This window comes from Streptomyces sp. NPDC057249 (assembly GCF_042669245.1).
In the GTDB taxonomy this organism is placed as follows: domain Bacteria; phylum Actinomycetota; class Actinomycetes; order Streptomycetales; family Streptomycetaceae; genus Streptomyces.
This window is the reverse complement of the sequence record NZ_JBHUXS010000011.1, coordinates 158218-172677: the sequence shown is the minus strand read 5'-3', so window position 1 is coordinate 172677 and position 14460 is coordinate 158218. Positions and strand designations below refer to the sequence as shown.

At 73.0% G+C, this 14460-nt stretch carries 19 protein-coding genes; 10 read left to right on the top strand and 9 right to left on the bottom strand.

From position 1 onward, the window contains the following. Positions 1-136: 136 nt before the first annotated feature. Positions 137-574, bottom strand: coding sequence for an arsenate reductase ArsC (locus ACFUJY_RS21835; protein ID WP_383302089.1), 438 nt, complete (start codon positions 572-574; stop codon positions 137-139). Positions 575-668: 94 nt separating this feature from the next. Here ACFUJY_RS21835 and ACFUJY_RS21830 point away from each other — a divergent pair, with 94 nt between their 5' ends. From ACFUJY_RS21830 to ACFUJY_RS21820, 3 genes are read left to right on the top strand one after another with little or no spacing between them, the layout of a single operon-like run. Beyond that, positions 669-977 (top strand): ArsR/SmtB family transcription factor, encoded by a 309-nt coding sequence (locus tag ACFUJY_RS21830; RefSeq protein WP_383302086.1) that lies wholly within the window; start codon positions 669-671, stop codon positions 975-977. Then, positions 974-2083, top strand: coding sequence for an ACR3 family arsenite efflux transporter (arsB, locus tag ACFUJY_RS21825; RefSeq protein ID WP_383302084.1), 1110 nt, complete (start codon positions 974-976; stop codon positions 2081-2083). The genes ACFUJY_RS21830 and arsB overlap by 4 nt, the downstream gene beginning before the upstream one ends. Continuing rightward, positions 2080-3138 (top strand): ArsO family NAD(P)H-dependent flavin-containing monooxygenase, encoded by a 1059-nt coding sequence (locus ACFUJY_RS21820; protein ID WP_383302081.1) that lies wholly within the window; start codon positions 2080-2082, stop codon positions 3136-3138. Before arsB ends, ACFUJY_RS21820 begins: the two co-directional genes overlap by 4 nt. A gap of 4 nt (positions 3139-3142) precedes the next feature. Here ACFUJY_RS21820 and ACFUJY_RS21815 read toward each other — a convergent pair whose 3' ends face one another. The 3 genes from ACFUJY_RS21815 to ACFUJY_RS21805 are packed head-to-tail and all read right to left on the bottom strand — an operon-like array spanning position 3143 to position 4661. Next, positions 3143-3652 (bottom strand): GNAT family N-acetyltransferase, encoded by a 510-nt coding sequence (locus ACFUJY_RS21815; RefSeq protein ID WP_383302078.1) that lies wholly within the window; start codon positions 3650-3652, stop codon positions 3143-3145. Positions 3653-3680: 28 nt separating this feature from the next. Then, positions 3681-4055: an ArsR/SmtB family transcription factor gene (locus tag ACFUJY_RS21810; RefSeq protein WP_383302076.1), complete on the bottom strand. Its 375-nt coding sequence runs from the start codon at positions 4053-4055 to the stop codon at positions 3681-3683. Between the two features lie 36 nt (positions 4056-4091). Continuing rightward, a complete protein-coding gene (locus ACFUJY_RS21805; RefSeq protein ID WP_383302073.1) occupies positions 4092-4661 on the bottom strand; it encodes an NAD(P)-binding domain-containing protein in 570 nt (189 codons plus the stop codon). Between the two features lie 109 nt (positions 4662-4770). On the opposite strand from ACFUJY_RS21805, the gene ACFUJY_RS21800 reads away from it, so the two are divergent. Beyond that, positions 4771-6171: an FAD-dependent oxidoreductase gene (locus ACFUJY_RS21800; RefSeq protein ID WP_383302070.1), complete on the top strand. Its 1401-nt coding sequence runs from the start codon at positions 4771-4773 to the stop codon at positions 6169-6171. Positions 6172-6417: 246 nt separating this feature from the next. Further along, entirely contained in the window at positions 6418-7170 is a 753-nt protein-coding gene (locus ACFUJY_RS21795) for an SDR family NAD(P)-dependent oxidoreductase (RefSeq protein ID WP_383302067.1), read from the top strand. A 268-nt stretch (positions 7171-7438) separates the two neighbouring features. Here ACFUJY_RS21795 and ACFUJY_RS21790 read toward each other — a convergent pair whose 3' ends face one another. Further along, positions 7439-8404 (bottom strand): pirin family protein, encoded by a 966-nt coding sequence (locus tag ACFUJY_RS21790; protein ID WP_383302064.1) that lies wholly within the window; start codon positions 8402-8404, stop codon positions 7439-7441. Between the two features lie 121 nt (positions 8405-8525). Between ACFUJY_RS21790 and ACFUJY_RS21785 the strand changes: the two genes are divergently transcribed. The 3 genes from ACFUJY_RS21785 (at position 8526) to ACFUJY_RS21775 (ending at position 10166) form a co-directional block, all read left to right on the top strand. Then, positions 8526-8873: a tetratricopeptide repeat protein gene (locus ACFUJY_RS21785; RefSeq protein WP_383302061.1), complete on the top strand. Its 348-nt coding sequence runs from the start codon at positions 8526-8528 to the stop codon at positions 8871-8873. 66 nt (positions 8874-8939) lie between these two features. Further along, positions 8940-9437, top strand: a complete 498-nt coding sequence (locus ACFUJY_RS21780; protein ID WP_383302059.1) for a GNAT family N-acetyltransferase — start codon at positions 8940-8942, stop codon at positions 9435-9437. A 243-nt stretch (positions 9438-9680) separates the two neighbouring features. Continuing rightward, the gene (locus tag ACFUJY_RS21775) at positions 9681-10166 is read left to right on the top strand and encodes a GNAT family N-acetyltransferase (RefSeq protein WP_383302056.1); all 486 of its coding nucleotides are present in this window, start codon (positions 9681-9683) and stop codon (positions 10164-10166) included. 88 nt (positions 10167-10254) lie between these two features. Here the strand turns inward: ACFUJY_RS21775 and ACFUJY_RS21770 are convergent, their stop codons facing one another. Further along, positions 10255-11034, bottom strand: a complete 780-nt coding sequence (locus ACFUJY_RS21770; RefSeq protein WP_383302053.1) for a CbtA family protein — start codon at positions 11032-11034, stop codon at positions 10255-10257. A gap of 31 nt (positions 11035-11065) precedes the next feature. Beyond that, positions 11066-11281: a CbtB-domain containing protein gene (locus ACFUJY_RS21765; RefSeq protein WP_383302050.1), complete on the bottom strand. Its 216-nt coding sequence runs from the start codon at positions 11279-11281 to the stop codon at positions 11066-11068. 261 nt (positions 11282-11542) lie between these two features. Here ACFUJY_RS21765 and ACFUJY_RS21760 point away from each other — a divergent pair, with 261 nt between their 5' ends. Continuing rightward, complete coding sequence (locus ACFUJY_RS21760; RefSeq protein ID WP_383302048.1) at positions 11543-12118, top strand: histidine phosphatase family protein; 576 nt, start codon at positions 11543-11545, stop codon at positions 12116-12118. On the opposite strand, the gene ACFUJY_RS21755 is transcribed toward ACFUJY_RS21760, so the two are convergent. Then, on the bottom strand, positions 12115-13551 hold the full coding sequence (locus tag ACFUJY_RS21755; protein WP_383302045.1) for a dihydrolipoyl dehydrogenase family protein: 1437 nt from the start codon (positions 13549-13551) through the stop codon (positions 12115-12117). The two genes, ACFUJY_RS21760 and ACFUJY_RS21755, sit on opposite strands and share 4 nt — an antisense overlap. A 119-nt stretch (positions 13552-13670) precedes the next feature. On the opposite strand from ACFUJY_RS21755, the gene trxA reads away from it, so the two are divergent. Then, positions 13671-14057, top strand: coding sequence for a thioredoxin (trxA, locus tag ACFUJY_RS21750; protein WP_383302042.1), 387 nt, complete (start codon positions 13671-13673; stop codon positions 14055-14057). Between the two features lie 26 nt (positions 14058-14083). Here trxA and ACFUJY_RS21745 read toward each other — a convergent pair whose 3' ends face one another. Further along, positions 14084-14419, bottom strand: coding sequence for a hypothetical protein (locus tag ACFUJY_RS21745; RefSeq protein ID WP_383302039.1), 336 nt, complete (start codon positions 14417-14419; stop codon positions 14084-14086). Positions 14420-14460: the final 41 nt, after the last annotated feature.

Here is a 14460-nt window from a genome sequence, read left to right as displayed (position 1 = left end):
TGGGCGCGGCCCCCCCCCGCCGGGGCCCCGGGGGCCCCCCCCCCGCCCCCCGCGGGGTGGGGGGTCCCCCCCCGGCGGGGGCCCCCGGCACCCGGGCGGGGGCCCCACGCCCTGACCGGGTGCGGAGGCGGCCGCATCACGGACGTCGGTCGGCCGGGCGGGCCGTGGCCTCCGCCGGGGCGATCTCGGCGATGAGGCCCTCGACCAGGGTCTTGATCTCGTCGCGGATGGGGCGTACGGCCTCGACACCCCGGCCGGCCGGGTCGTCGAGCTTCCAGTCGAGGTAGCGCTTGCCGGGAAGGACGGGGCAGGTGTCGCCGCAGCCCATCGTGATGCAGACGTCCGATGCACGGACCGCGTCGGCGGTGAGGATCTTCGGCGTCTCCTCGGAGATGTCGACGCCGACCTCGGCCATCGCCTCGACGGCGGCCGGGTTGATCCGGTCGCCCGGGTCGGAGCCTGCGGAGCGGACCTCCACGCGGTCTCCGGCCAGGTGGGTCAGCCAGGCGGCGGCCATCTGGGAGCGGCCGGCATTGTGGACGCAGACGAACAGGACGGACGGCTTGTCGGCCATGGTGATCGTTCTCTCCCGTCGCCCGGCGGGCCCGGCCGCCGATGACTTCAGCCCCCGCTGGTATCAGCGGACGGTGATGTGACAATATCAGCGCATGCTGACTTCAGTCGATCCTGATGTGATTCGGGCACTGGGCGATCCACTCCGCCTGCGGATCGTGACCCTGCTGGCGCGCGAGACGCTCTGCACGACACACCTGGTCGAGGAGACCGGAGCCAGGCAGACCAACCTCTCCAACCACATGAAGGTGCTGCGCGAGGCGGGTCTGGTGGAGACCGAGCCGTGCGGCCGTTTCACTTACTACCGGCTCAGGCCGGAGGTCCTGGCCACCCTGTCCGGGCAGTTCGCCGCCCTGGCCGAATCGGCCCGCACCGCCGCCGAGAACAAAAGGGCGTGCCCGTGATCCCCACCGAGCCCGCCACCGCCGCCGCCCCGGCGGCCGGGGACGATTCGATCGTCAGGAAGCTGTCCACCCTCGACCGCTACCTCGCGGTGTGGATTCTGCTGGCGATGGCCGTCGGCCTGGGACTGGGCCGCCTGATCCCGGGCCTGAACGACGCCCTCGCGAAGATCGAGGTCGGGGGGATCTCCCTGCCGATCGCGCTCGGCCTGCTGGTCATGATGTACCCGGTGCTGGCGAAGGTCCGTTACGACCGGCTCGACCGGGTGACCGGCGACAGGCGGCTGATGGTCTCCTCCCTGGTCGTCAACTGGGTCGTCGGCCCTGCGGTGATGTTCGCCCTCGCGTGGATCTTCCTGCCGGAGCTGCCCGAGTACCGCACCGGCCTGATCATCGTCGGCCTGGCCCGGTGCATCGCCATGGTGATCATCTGGAACGACCTGGCCTGCGGCGACCGCGAGGCCGCGGCCGTCCTCGTCGCGCTGAACTCGGTCTTCCAGGTCGTCGCGTTCGGCCTGCTGGGCTGGTTCTATCTCGACCTGCTGCCCCGTTGGACGGACCTCGGTGACGGCCAGGGCCTGGACGTGTCCGTGTGGCACATCGCCCTCAACGTCGTCCTCTTCCTCGGCATCCCGCTCGCCGCCGGCTTCCTCACCCGCCGCATCGGCGACCGGAAGACGGGCCGCGACGCCTACGAGAGGACGTTCCTGCCGAAGATCGGTCCGTGGGCGCTGTACGGGCTGCTGTTCACGATCGTCGTCCTCTTCGCCCTGCAGGGGAAGACGATCACCTCCCAGCCGCTGGACGTCGCACGCATCGCGCTGCCGCTACTGGTGTACTTCGCGGTCATGTTCTTCGGCACCTTCCTGCTCGGCAAGGGCCTGGGCCTGGCCTACGACCGCACCACGACCCTCGCGTTCACCGCGGCGGGCAACAACTTCGAGCTGGCCATCGCGGTCGCCATCGCCACGTTCGGCGTCACCTCCGGGCAGGCCCTCTCCGGCGTCGTCGGGCCGCTCATCGAAGTCCCGGTCCTGATCGGCCTCGTCCACGTCGCCCTCGCCTGGCGACGGAGGTTCGCCCCGGGCTCGGTGACGACATCCCTGTGACGCGGCGGACGGATGTGGTGGTGGTCGGCGGCGGCCAGGCGGGGCTCGCCGCCGGCTACCACCTGCGCCGGCGCGGCCTGGACTCCGTGATCCTGGACGCCGGTCCGGCGCCGGGCGGGTCCTGGCAGCACATGTGGGACTCGCTGCACCTGTTCTCGCCGGCGGAGCACTCCTCGCTGCCCGGCCGGCTCATGCCCGCGCAGCCGGGCGAGCCGTACCCGGGCGCCGGGCACGTGGTGGAGTACCTGACGGACTACGAGAAGCGCTACGACCTGCCCGTCCGGCGCGACACCCGTGTGAACGCCGTGCGCCGCGACGCGGACCGGCTGCTGGTCGAGGCGGACGCCGGGACCTGGCGGGCTCGTGCGGTCATCAGCGCCACCGGCACCTGGTCGCGCCCCTTCCTCCCCGCCGTTCCCGGACGCGCCGCCTTCACCGGGCGGCAGGTACACACGGTGAACTACCGGAGCCCGGCCGACTTCGCCGGACAGCGCGTCGTCGTGGTCGGGGGCGGCAACTCCGGCGCCCAGATCGCCGCCGACCTCGCCCTGAGCGGCCATGCGGAGGTGGTGTGGGCGACCCGGCGCCCGCCGCGCTTCCTGCCGGACGACATCGACGGCCGGGCCCTGTTCGATGTCGCCACCGCCCGCCGCCGGGCCCTGGACGCCGGTCGGACCGACACCGGCGGGGTGGCCTCGCTCGGCGACATCGTGGCCGTGCCGCCCGTCCGCGCCGCCCGCGACGCCGGACGGCTGACCGCGAAGCCGATGTTCGCCCGGCTCACCGCCACCGGTGTGCGGTGGGCCGACGGCAGCCGGAGCGACGCGGACGCGATCGTCTGGTGCACCGGCTTCCGACCGGCGCTGGCCCACCTCGCCCCGATGAACCTGCGTGGCCCGCGCGGCCGCGTCCCCACCGAGGGCACGCGCGCCCTGGACGAGCCGCGGCTGCATCTGCTCGGCTACGGCGACTGGACCGGCCCCGCTTCGGCCACCCTCATCGGTGTCGGCCGCACGGCCCGCGACGCCGTCCACGCGATCACGCAGCTGCCTTGACCGGTCAGGTGACGGCGGAGCTGCGGCGCTCGACGAGGACGACGTCGCGCCAGACACCGCGATGGCGTCCGATGCGCTCCCTCGTGCCGATGACACGGAAGCCGGCCCGCTGGTGCACAGCGAGACTGGGGGTGTTCTCGGGAAAGATCCCCGACTGGATCGTCCAGATCCCGGCCCGTTCCGTCGAATCCACCAGCGCCTTCAGCAGGGCGGAGGCGACCCCGCGGCCACGGGCGTCCGGGTGCACGTAGACGGAGTGCTCGACGACGCCCTCGTACGCGCACCGGTCGGAGACCCGGCTCGCGGCCACCCAGCCCAGCACCGTCCCGTCCGCGTCCAGGGCGGCGAAGCGGTGCTCGGGCAGCTTCGCCGCGTCGAACGCCTCCCAGGCCGGCGCGACGGTCTCGAAGGTGGCGTTCCCCTCGTCGATCCCGGCCTGGTAGACGGCCAGCACCTGCTCGGCGTGCTCGGGCGTCAGCGGCGCGATCACCGCGCTCGTGGATAGGCCTCCCACGGTGTCCCCCTCCCCGTCCGCGTCCGCGTCAGGCCGCGGTCGGCAGGGTCAGCAGCCGGCCCATCGCCGCCAGCACGGACGGTTCGACGCGATAGTAGACCCAGGTGCCGCGCCGCTCGGAGGTGAGCAGACCGGCCTCCTTGAGCTTCTTCAGGTGATGGGACACCGTGGGCTGGGAGACGCCGACGTCGGAGATGTCGCACACACACGCCTCACCGCCCTCGTGGGAGGCCACAGCGGAGAAGAGCCGGAGGCGGACCGGGTCGCCGAGCGCCTTGAACATCCGCGCGGCCCTTTCGGCCTCCTCGGCGTTCATCGGCCGCTCGGTCAGCGGCGGGCAGCACGGCGCCACGTCCTGGCCGTCGGCGGGATCGATCAGCGGCAGCACCTTCACATTCGACATACGTCTATGTTGACACACGTCGAACCAGTACGGGGGTCATCGACGGGCGAGACCGGCGGCCAGACGCCGGGCGACGCGGTCCGCGTCCCGGCCCACCCCGCACAACGAGTTCGACGACAGACCGCGCTGCCATTCCAGCCCGACGAACACCAGTCCCCGCACACCGGTGGCGATGCCCTCGCGGTGGCGTGGGTCCCCCGCGGCGTCCAGGCCGGTACGGGTCGTCCAGAGGTGCAGGTCGCGGCCGAGGAGGCGCTGGGCCGCGAACTTCACCGGAGCCCGGGTGGCGAGCGTAACGCGTGCGGTTGCGGCGAGCTCGACGGCGATCTGCACCGCGGAGTTCCCGGCTCCGACCACCACGACCCGGCGGCCGGCGAACGGGACCGGGCTGCGGTATTCGGCGGCGCGCAGCACCTGTCCGGTGAACTCGGCCAGGCCCGGCAGCGCGGGCCGGTGCGGCTGCCCGAACGTCCCGGAGGCCGCCACGACCGCCCGCGCGGACAGCCGACCGCCGCCCGCCAGCTCCAGACCGAAGGCGTCGCGGGTGCGGCGGACCGCGGCGACCCGGCAGCCGGTGCGGATCTCGGCGACGTCGACGTGCTCCATCAGCACCTCCCCTGACTTTGACGAATGTCTATGTTGACGCTCATCAATACAGGTGCCATGCTGGGCCGCGCAAGCCATCGACAGATGTCGAAACACGCAAGGAGTCGCCGTGAACGCGCCCGCCACCACCGAGCTGCCCGTCGTCGTGATCGGAGCCGGACCCGTCGGCCTGGCCGCCGCCGCCCACCTCATCGGCCAGGGCATCGAACCCCTGGTCCTGGAAGCCGGACCCACCGCCGGAGCCGCGGTGCGCGCGTGGTCGCACGTGCGGCTGTTCTCCACCTGGGGAGAGGTCGTCGACCCCGCCGCCGAGAAGCTGCTGGCACCCACCGGCTGGACGAGGCCCGACCCGGCCGCCTACCCCTCCGGCGGCGACTGGCACCGCCTCTACCTGCAACCGCTCGCCGACGCCCTCGGCGACCGCGTCCGCACCGGCGCCACCGTCACCGGCGTCTCCCGAGCGGGCCGGGACCGGATCGTGGACGCCGACCGCGAACGACAGCCGTTCGTCGTGCACGTCACCCACACCGGCGGAGCCGAGGAGCGCGTCCTCGCCCGGGCCGTCATCGACGCCTCCGGCACCTGGGCCACGCCGTCCCCCGCAGGTAGCAGCGGACTGCCCGCGCTCGGCGAACGGGCCGCCGCGGACCGGATCACCTACCGCGTCCCGGACCTCAAGGACCCCGCCGTCCGCGCCCGGTACGCGGGCAGGCGCACTGCCGTGATCGGCTCCGGCGCCTCCGCGTTCACCGCCCTCGCCTACCTCGCCGAACTCGCCGGGTCCGACGACGGCGCGGGAACCAAGGGCGTGTGGATTCTGCGCCGGGGCATGTCCGGGTCCACCTTCGGCGGCGGCGAAGCCGACCAGCTTCCCGCGCGCGGCGCCCTGGGCCTGGCGGCCAAGGCCGCCGTCGACGAGGGCCACGCGGACGCGGTCACGGGCTTCCGCACCGAAGCGATCGAACGGACGGCCGACGACCGCCTGGTCCTGGTGAGCGAGGACGGCCGCCGCTCGGAAGCGGTGGACGAGGTGATCGCGCTGACCGGCTTCCGCCCCGATCTGACGTTCCTGTCCGAGATCCGCCTCGGACTCGACGAGCGCCTTCAGGCCCCGACCGCCCTGGCGCCGCTGATCGACCCCAACCAGCACTCCTGCGGCACCGTCTACCCGCACGGCCACCGCGAACTGGCCCACCCGGAACAGGGCGTGTATCTGGTCGGGATGAAGTCCTACGGCCGCGCCCCGACGTTCCTGGCGATGACCGGCTACGAACAGGTCCGCTCCGTCGCCGCCGCCATCGCCGGCGACCTCGACTCCGCCGACCGCGTGGAACTCTCCCTGCCCGAGACCGGAGTCTGCGGTGGCGCCGGCCTGTTCGACGCCCCCGGCACCGCCGAGGCCGACGGCGGCTGCTGCGCGCCCGCACCGCAGCTCGTCCGGCTCACCACCCCCGCCGCGGCCGAGGCGGCGTCCGAGGCGGCCACGGCGGGCGGCTGCTGCGGATCGTGACCGAGGCCGTGGGGGATCTCCTTCTGACTGTGCTCTGCCCGCGTGGCCGGTGCACCCCACGACGACGACAGGAGGCGCAGGCGTGGGTCAACCTGCCCAGCCTCCCGGGTGGGAGGGGCGTGCGGCATCTTCGAGATTGCTGTCGTGCGGGCGGTTCCCGCGAGCCGCTGGCGGCCCGGCCGCCGGGCGGGGCGCTGCGCAAGCGAGGAGATGCGCGGCGGTGCGCGACGCCCCGACGCTGGCCGTATGACTGACTTAGCCAACAACACGTACTTCATCACCGGTGGTGGCAGCGGCATCGGCTTGGCCACCGCCCGCCGCCTGCTCGACGAGGGTGCGAACGTGGTGATCGCCGGCCGCGACGCCGGCCGCCTCGAAAAGGCCGTCACCAAGCTGGACGGCGGCGACCGGGTCCTCTCCGTGACCGTCGACGTGTCCCGCCCGGCGGAGCTGGAGGCGGCCTACGACCAGGTCCGCGCCCGCTTCGGCGTCCTGCACGGCGTCTTCGCCAACGCCGGCATCGGCCTCAACGCCCGCACCGCGGACGTGACCGAGGAGGACTTCGACCAGATCGTCAGCACCAACTTCAAGGGCGCCTTCTTCACCGTGCAGAAGGCGCTGCCGCTACTCGCCGAGGGCTCCTCGGTGGTGCTCAACTCCTCGTGGCTGGTGCACCGCGGCATGGGCGCCGCCTCGGTCTACGCGGCCAGCAAGGCGGCCGTGCTGAACCTGCCGCAGACCCTCGCCCCGGACCTGGCGGGCCTCGGCATCCGGGTCAACGCGGTCACCCCGGGCCACATCCGCACCGAGATGTTCGACGCCGTCGCCCCGGCCGAGGAGGTCCGCGAGTTCTTCCGCGGCCAGGTCGCCCTCGGCTCCCTCGGCACCCCGCAGGACATCGCCGAGACGGTGCTGTTCCTGCTGTCGCCGCGCGCGGCGTACATCACCGGTCAGGAGTTCGTCGTCGACGGCGGTCTCGTCGGCTCCGTCCCCGCCTGACCGGCGCCGCCCCTCACCCGCGACCTCCGGCCGTCCTGACCTTCCCCGCAGGGGCCTGAAGCGGCACAGCACACGAACAGAGGCCCCAGCAAGGCCGCGCACTCGACCGAGCGCCGCCGTCTGGAGATCATTCACGCGACAAGGCTCAAAGGGTGTTGCAGAAGGCTCAGTTCTGGGCATTCTGCAACACCCTTCAGCACCCCGACCGGCGATCGAACGTAACTGACACCTCATCAGGGAAGTCAGCACGCAAGCGGAGAACCGCAGATCAGCGCACCCGCCCCCGCGGCTTCAGCGCCACGTCCGGCAGCGCCGGGGCCGGGATCGGCGGCCCGTCGTAGCCGTGCACGGTGCCGAACCGGTCGCCGCCCATCCAGTCCTCGCGGGCCCGGGCGATCTCCTCCTGGGTCCTGCCCACGAAGTTCCACCACATGATCAGCTCCTCCTCGAACGGCTCGCCGCCCAGGAGCATCAGGCCCGCGTCCGACTCCGCCCGGAGCGGGAGTTCGGTGCGGCCGCAGCCGAGGTAGAGCATGGAGCCGGGGAGGACCGGGACGCCGTCGACCTCGACCTCGCCGGACATCGAGAGCACGGCGTACTCGAAGTCGGGGTCCAGGGGGAGCCGGACCCGTGCGCCTCGGGTCAGGGAGAGGTCGGCGCCCACGATCGGGGTGTACGCGGTGCCGGGCGAGGTGGCGCCGTCGAGGTCGCCCAGGATCACCGTGGCCGTGAGGCCGGGGGCGGTGATCGTGGGCAGGTCGCTGTGGTGCTGGAAGTGGGGCTCGGTGAAGCGGTGCGCGTCCGGGAGCGCCACCCAGAGCTGGGCGCCGTGGAGCAGGGCGGCGTGCCGCGCAGGGCTCTCCTCCGAGTGGCTGATCGCCCGGCCGGAGGTCATGAGGCCGAGTTCGCGCGGGCGGATTGTCCGGAGGCTGCCGAGGCTGTCGCGGTGCAGGACCTCGCCCTCGTGCAGCCAGCTGACGGTCTGGAGGCCCATGTGGGGGTGCGGCGGCACCTGCATCCCGGGTTCGTCGGCGATGTCGTCGGGGCCGTAGTGGTCCACGAAGGCCCAGGCGCCGACCATCCGGCGGCCCAGGTTGGGCAGCAGCCTGCGGACCTCGGTGGACTCGCCGAGCCGCACCGTGCGCGGGGCCAGCAGTTCGCGTACGGGCTCCGCGACGACGAAACCCCGGCCCCCGCAGACGGTGGGGACGGCCTGGCGATCGAGATTGCTCATGGCGCTCAACCTATTCCGATGCGGGCGGGGGCGGGTGACACCCACGCCGAAGAATTAGTGGAATGTTAAACCACCTGTCGGTGTTGTGCGGACCGGACACCCGCCCGACCGAGGAGACGACATGAGCGACAGCTACTACGAGTTCGGTACCGCCGCCGAGCGCTGGGAGCGCGCGGGGTTCTTTTTCGACGCGAAGGAGTACGGGACCGCGGCCCGCATCCTGGACGGCCTCGTCGCGGAGGTCCCGGAGCAGGTGGCGCCCCGGCTGCTGCTGGCCCGCGCCTATTACCACTCGGCGAGCCTCGGGCGGGCCGAGACGGAGCTTCGGGCGGTTCTGGAGCGCGACCCGGTGGAGCACTACGCCCGGCTGATGCTCGGCCGGACCCTGGAGCGCCAGGGGCGGCAGGCCGAGGCGGACACCCAGCTGCGGCTGGCCGCCGCGCTCTCCGGGGAGCTCGGGCCGGCCTGAGCGCGTACCGGCACCCGCCGTATTTCGGGTGCCGGTAACGCCGGCCGCGTGATACTCCACAGGATCATGAACGACCTTGAGACGCCGCGCCTGTTCCTGCATCCGATGACCCCCGCCGACGCCGAGCACGTCGCCGCGGGTGCACCGCCGGCCGGTGCGCGCTGGGCCCCCGGCTACCCCTCCCCCGGCGAGCGGGGCGCCGCCTCGCGCTTCCTCGCGACGTGTGCGGACACCGGCGATCCGAGCCCGTTCTGCTCGTACGAGATACGGCTGCGCGCCGACGGTGTGGTCATCGGCGGCATCGGCTTCCACGGCGCGCCGGACGAGCGGGGCGGCGTCACGATCGGGTACGGGCTCGTGGAATCGGCGCGCGGGCAGGGTTACGCCTCCGAGGCGCTCCGGGCGCTGCTCCGGTTCGCCCGGGACCAGGGCGTCGCCCGGGTGCGCGGGGACGCCGACACCGGCAACCTCCCCTCGCAGCGCGTCATGACCGCGGCCGGGATGCGCCTCGTGGGCGAGGACGCCGCGCTGAAGTACTACCAGGTCGAGTGGGCGACCCGGTAAGCGGCGACGGCCCGGCAGCCTTGGGACTCGGTGACGCCATCGACCTGCGGGGTGGTGCGGGTCGGGTTGCCGTGAGAAGGGGGCGCGGTGTTCCATTCAGCAGGGCAACAGGTTCTGGGCAGGCCGCTACTGCCGCTGCCGTCTCGCTGGCCTCGGCCCGGACCTGATCGTGACGGGTCGTGACGGGGGAGTACGGGGATGCGTCCAGGCGCGGAGCACGGAGCGATGGTGGTACGTAGGGCCGTGCCGAGGGACCTCGAACTGGTTCTGACCGTTCTGGCCGGTGCTCGTGCCGGCCAGGAGCGGCAAGGGCTCCCTCCCTCGTGGCGCGCGCTTCCGCGGGCGGCCGCCGAAGCCGGCATCGCCAGGGGGGAGACCTATGTCGTGCAGCGTGCGGGAGACACCGTGGGCACGTTGGCCCTCGAGGACACCGACCCCGCGGTCTGGCCGGACTCGGAAGCGGTGGGGGCTGTGCATCTCCATCGGCTGGCTGTCGATCCGCGCCACCAGGGCCAGGGCATCGGCAGTTTCGCGGTTGACTGGGCCGCGCGGACCGCGGCCGCGCGGCGACGCTCCCTTCTGCGCCTTGACGCCGTCGCAGCCAACACGAGGCTGTGCACCTGGTACGAACGGCTGGGCTTCGCGGCGAAGGGTGAAGTGCTGCTCCCCGGATGGGTGCGCGCCAGCATGCGCTTCGAGCGCGAGGTGACCGGGCAGGCGGACCTGTGACACGTTGCCGCAACGGCCTCGTGCGGGCGGGAGTCCGCCGGGTGTCCGTCCGGCGGACTCCCGCCCGTCGCCGCGCGTACCGCGGCCGTCAGCCCATGGCGGCGGCCGCCCGGTCGGTCCGGCCGCCCGCGACCGCGTCGGCCTTCGGCACCAGCAGCCGTTCGGTGAGGTGGCCGAAGAACAGACCGAACGCGGTCCACAGCGTGGCCTGCACCGCGAGCGTGGCCAGCCGGAACTGCCACAGCAGCGTGGCCGGGAAGTCCTTGCCGACCTCGTTGAACGAGGGCAGGAACACATAGGCGAGGGCGATCAGCAGGACGTAGCCGGCCGCCGCCGCGACCGTCGCGTTCCAGTTGCCCAGGCGGGGTGCCAGCCGCTTGCCGGCGATGACGGCGGCGACCGCGAGCAGCACGCTGAGGGCGACCATCAGGAAGAACAGCGCGGTGCGTCTGCCGATGGTGTCGGGGTCGCCGACGGCCGGCGGGTTGGCCGGGTACTTCAGGAAGGGCACGACGTACACGCTGAGCAGTGCGGCGCCCGCGATCAGCGCGGCCGTGGCCCTCGGGCCGAACCGGCCCATCCGGCCCAGCGCGTAGCAGAAGACGAGCGCGGCGATGCCGCCGGCCGCGACGCCGAAGACGAGCACACCGGTGGCCAGGCCGGCGGTGGACTGCACGCCCCTGCTGACGAGTTCCTCGCCGGCGCCGTGGTGGTGGCCGTGGGCGCTGTGCGCGGCCTCTTCGAGGGCGATGGCCGCGTCGACCCGGGACTCGCCGAGGAAGTAGGCGACGAGCAGCGCGAGCGCGCCCGCGGCCAGTCCGGCCAGCATGCCGCGGACCAACAGGGCTCTGACGGATATGGAGTTCATGAGGATTCCCCTGGATCAGCCGGTAGGGCGGTCAGTGGCAGGGGAAGCCGAGCAGGTGACGGCCGTCGTGGACCCACTCGTGGACGCCTTCGCCCGAGATGAGGGCGGTGGCACCCTGTTCGGCGCCGACGAAGTAGAGCAGGACCAGCATGAGGATGCCGAAGAAGGCCGCCCAAGGGGCGATGGCCTTCAGGGAGATGGGGGTGACGGCGGGTGCGCCGGTTGCGGGGGCAGCACTCTGTGCCATGGCAGAACCTCCTGTGGGAACACGCGTCCCGTTCGTGGTGCCTGAGACGAAGGTGCTGGGTCTGACTTCCCGCGTGCGCGGGTACACAGTGGCGCGACCGTGCCGGATTCTCACCGGACTTCCGTCACACCCTCGTCATGTCGCCGCGACCATACCGCCTGAGCACCGGGCTCCGCCATGCCCCCCGCAAGCGGCCGGCGGGCCCTGGATGCCATGGTGTGCTCGGCCGTGGGGCCGGTGTTCCGGGAGTGGGGGGCGGGAATGACGGTACGGGTGATGTTGATCTCACCGGCGATGAACGCGGCGTTGCGTGAGGCCAGGTTCGCCGGTGACGCCGCGCTGGACGCGTCGGGTGTGGGTACGGCGCGGCTGGCCGCGCCACACGTCCCGGACGCGGACCGGGCGGTGCACGGCCCGTCCGAGCGGTGTGCCCGTACCGCGGACGCGCTGGGCCTGCGCTCGACGGCCGAACCCGCCCTTCGCGACTGGGAGTTGGGGCGCTGGTCGGGTGCCCGGCTGGACGAGGTGAGCGCGCGTGAGCCGGAAGGGGTGGCCGCCTGGCTGGCCGACCCCTCGGCCGCCCCGCACGGCGGTGAGTCGCTGCTCGGGCTGTGCGCGAGGGCGGGGGCCTGGCTCGACTCGTTGAACGGCGCCGGCCGGGTGCTGGCCGTCGCCGAACCGTCGTTGGTGCGCGCGGCCGCGGTCCACGCGCTCGCGCTGCCGCCGCAGGCGTTCTGGCGCCTCGACGTCGCCCCGCTCACGCTGACGGAGCTGAGCGGCCGGTCGGGGCGCTGGAACCTGCGCGTCGGCCTGCCGCTCAACCCCGCCGGGCTCTAGCCCCGGTACGTCTCCAGCAGCCTCAGCCACACCTCGCTGATCGTCGGGTACGACGGGACCGCGTGCCACAACCGGTCGACGGGGATCTCGCCCGCTACCGCCATCGTCGCCGAGTGGAGCAGTTCGCCGATGCCGGGGCCGACGAACGTGACGCCCAGCAGGACTTCGCGGTCGAGGTCCACCACCATGCGGGCGCGGCCCCGGTAGCCGTCCGCGTACAGCCCCGACCCGGCCACCGAGGCGAGGTCGTAGTCGACGGCGCGGACGCGGTGGCCGGCCTGTTCCGCCTCGGCCAGGGAGAGGCCCACCGAGGCGGCCTCCGGGTCGGTGAAGACGACCTGCGGGACGGCCGCGTGGTCGGCGGTCGCCGCGTGGGCGCCCCAGCGGGCGGTGTCCAGCGGCTTGCCCTGCGCGCGGGCCCCGATCGCGTCGCCCGTGATGCGGGCCTGGTACTTGCCCTGGTGGGTCAGGAGCGCGCGGTGGTTGACGTCACCGGCCGCGTAGAGCCAGTCCGTGCCCTCGACCCGGCAGGTGTCGTCGACGGTGAGCCAGGAGCCGGGTTCCAGGCCGACCGTCTCCAGGCCCAGGTCGTCGGTGCGCGGGGCGCGGCCGGTGGCGAAGAGGACCTCGTCGGCCTCGACGCTCTCGCCGTTGTCGAGTTCCACGGTGACCGGGCCGTCGCCGTCCGCGCGCCGTACGGCGGTGGCCGAGACCCCGGTACGGATCTCCGCCCCGGCCTCGGTCAGGGCCTCGGCGACGAGTTCACCGGCGAACGGCTCCATCCGGGGCAGCAGCCCCTCCCCGCGTACGAGCATGGTGACCTTCGCGCCGAGCGCGTTCCACACGGTGGCCATCTCGACGCCGACGACTCCCCCGCCGACCACGACGAGCCGGCCGGGGACCTCCTGGGCGCTCGTCGCCTCGCGGCTGGTCCAGGGGCGGGCGTCCTCGATCCCGGGCAGGCCGGGGACCACGGCCCTGCTGCCCGTGCAGACGGCGACGGCGTGCCGGGCGGTGAGCCGGTGTTCCGTGCCGTCGGGCGCGGTGACGGTGACCTGCCTGGGACCGGTCAGCCGGCCGTGGCCGCGGAAGATGTCGGCGCCGATCCCGTCGAGCCAGGCGACCTGGCCGTCGTCCTTCCAGTGCGAGGCGTACGCGTCGCGGTGGGCGAGGACGGCGGCGGCGTCCAGCGGTCCCTGGACGGCGCCGCTCAGGCCGGGGACGCGGCGGGCGTCGGCTCGGGCGACGACGGGGCGCAGGAGCGCCTTGCTGGGCATGCACGCCCAGTAGGAGCACTCACCGCCGATCAGCTCCGACTCGACCACCGCGGTGGTCAGCCCGGCGGCCCGAGCCCGGTCCGCCACGTTCTCACCCACCGGACCGGCTCCGATGACCACGACGTCGTACTCGACAGGCTCCGCTCCATGTGTCATGCCGCCCATTCTGGCGGGGGGTGTGGACGACGGCCACATGGGCAGGCACGGAATAGCACGAGAACGGGCACCGTTGACCCGGACACGTCTCATACGGGCACACGAAGAGGGAGCAACGCATGAGCACCGTAGAGCTCACCAAGGAAAACTTCGACCAGGTCGTCAGCGACAACGAGTTCGTCCTGATCGACTTCTGGGCTTCCTGGTGCGGCCCGTGCCGGCAGTTCGCCCCGGTGTACGACGCGGCGTCCGAGCGCCACACGGACCTGGTCTTCGCGAAGGTCGACACGGAGGCGCAGCAGGAGCTGGCGGCGGCCTTCGAGATCCGGTCGATCCCCACGCTGATGATCGTCCGGGACAACGTGGCGGTCTTCGCGCAGCCGGGCGCTCTCCCGGAGGCGGCCCTGGAGGACGTCATCGGCCAGGCCAGGAAGCTGGATATGGACGAGGTGCGCAAGGCGGTCGAGGCCGAGCAGAAGGCCAAGGCGGAGGGACAGCAGCAGTAGCTCCGGCCCTCCCCCGCCGGGCGGCCTCAGGTGTCCGCGGCGCGCTCCGCGACCCGGACCGAGAGGCCGTACGGGAGCTCGGAACCGTCGACGAGCAGGCCCTCGACGGCCTTGGTCCTCGGGTCGATGTCCGCCACCATGCCGTCCCCGGCGTACCGGGGGTAGCCGGTCTCGCCCGTCTCACCCGTGGCGGTGACCACGGCCGACCGGATGGCGGCGCCCGGTCCCCCGCCGTCGGAGCCGCCGGCCGCCGCGCCCCTGACGCTGGCCCCCGTCGCGCCTTCTCCGGCCGCGGGGGCCTTGTCGTCGGTGAACTCGGGGACGATGACGATTTCGTAGCTCTGCGGATCGTTCATGGTCATGACGCTAGGCACGGGCGGGGCGCCGCGCACGTCGTCGGTCC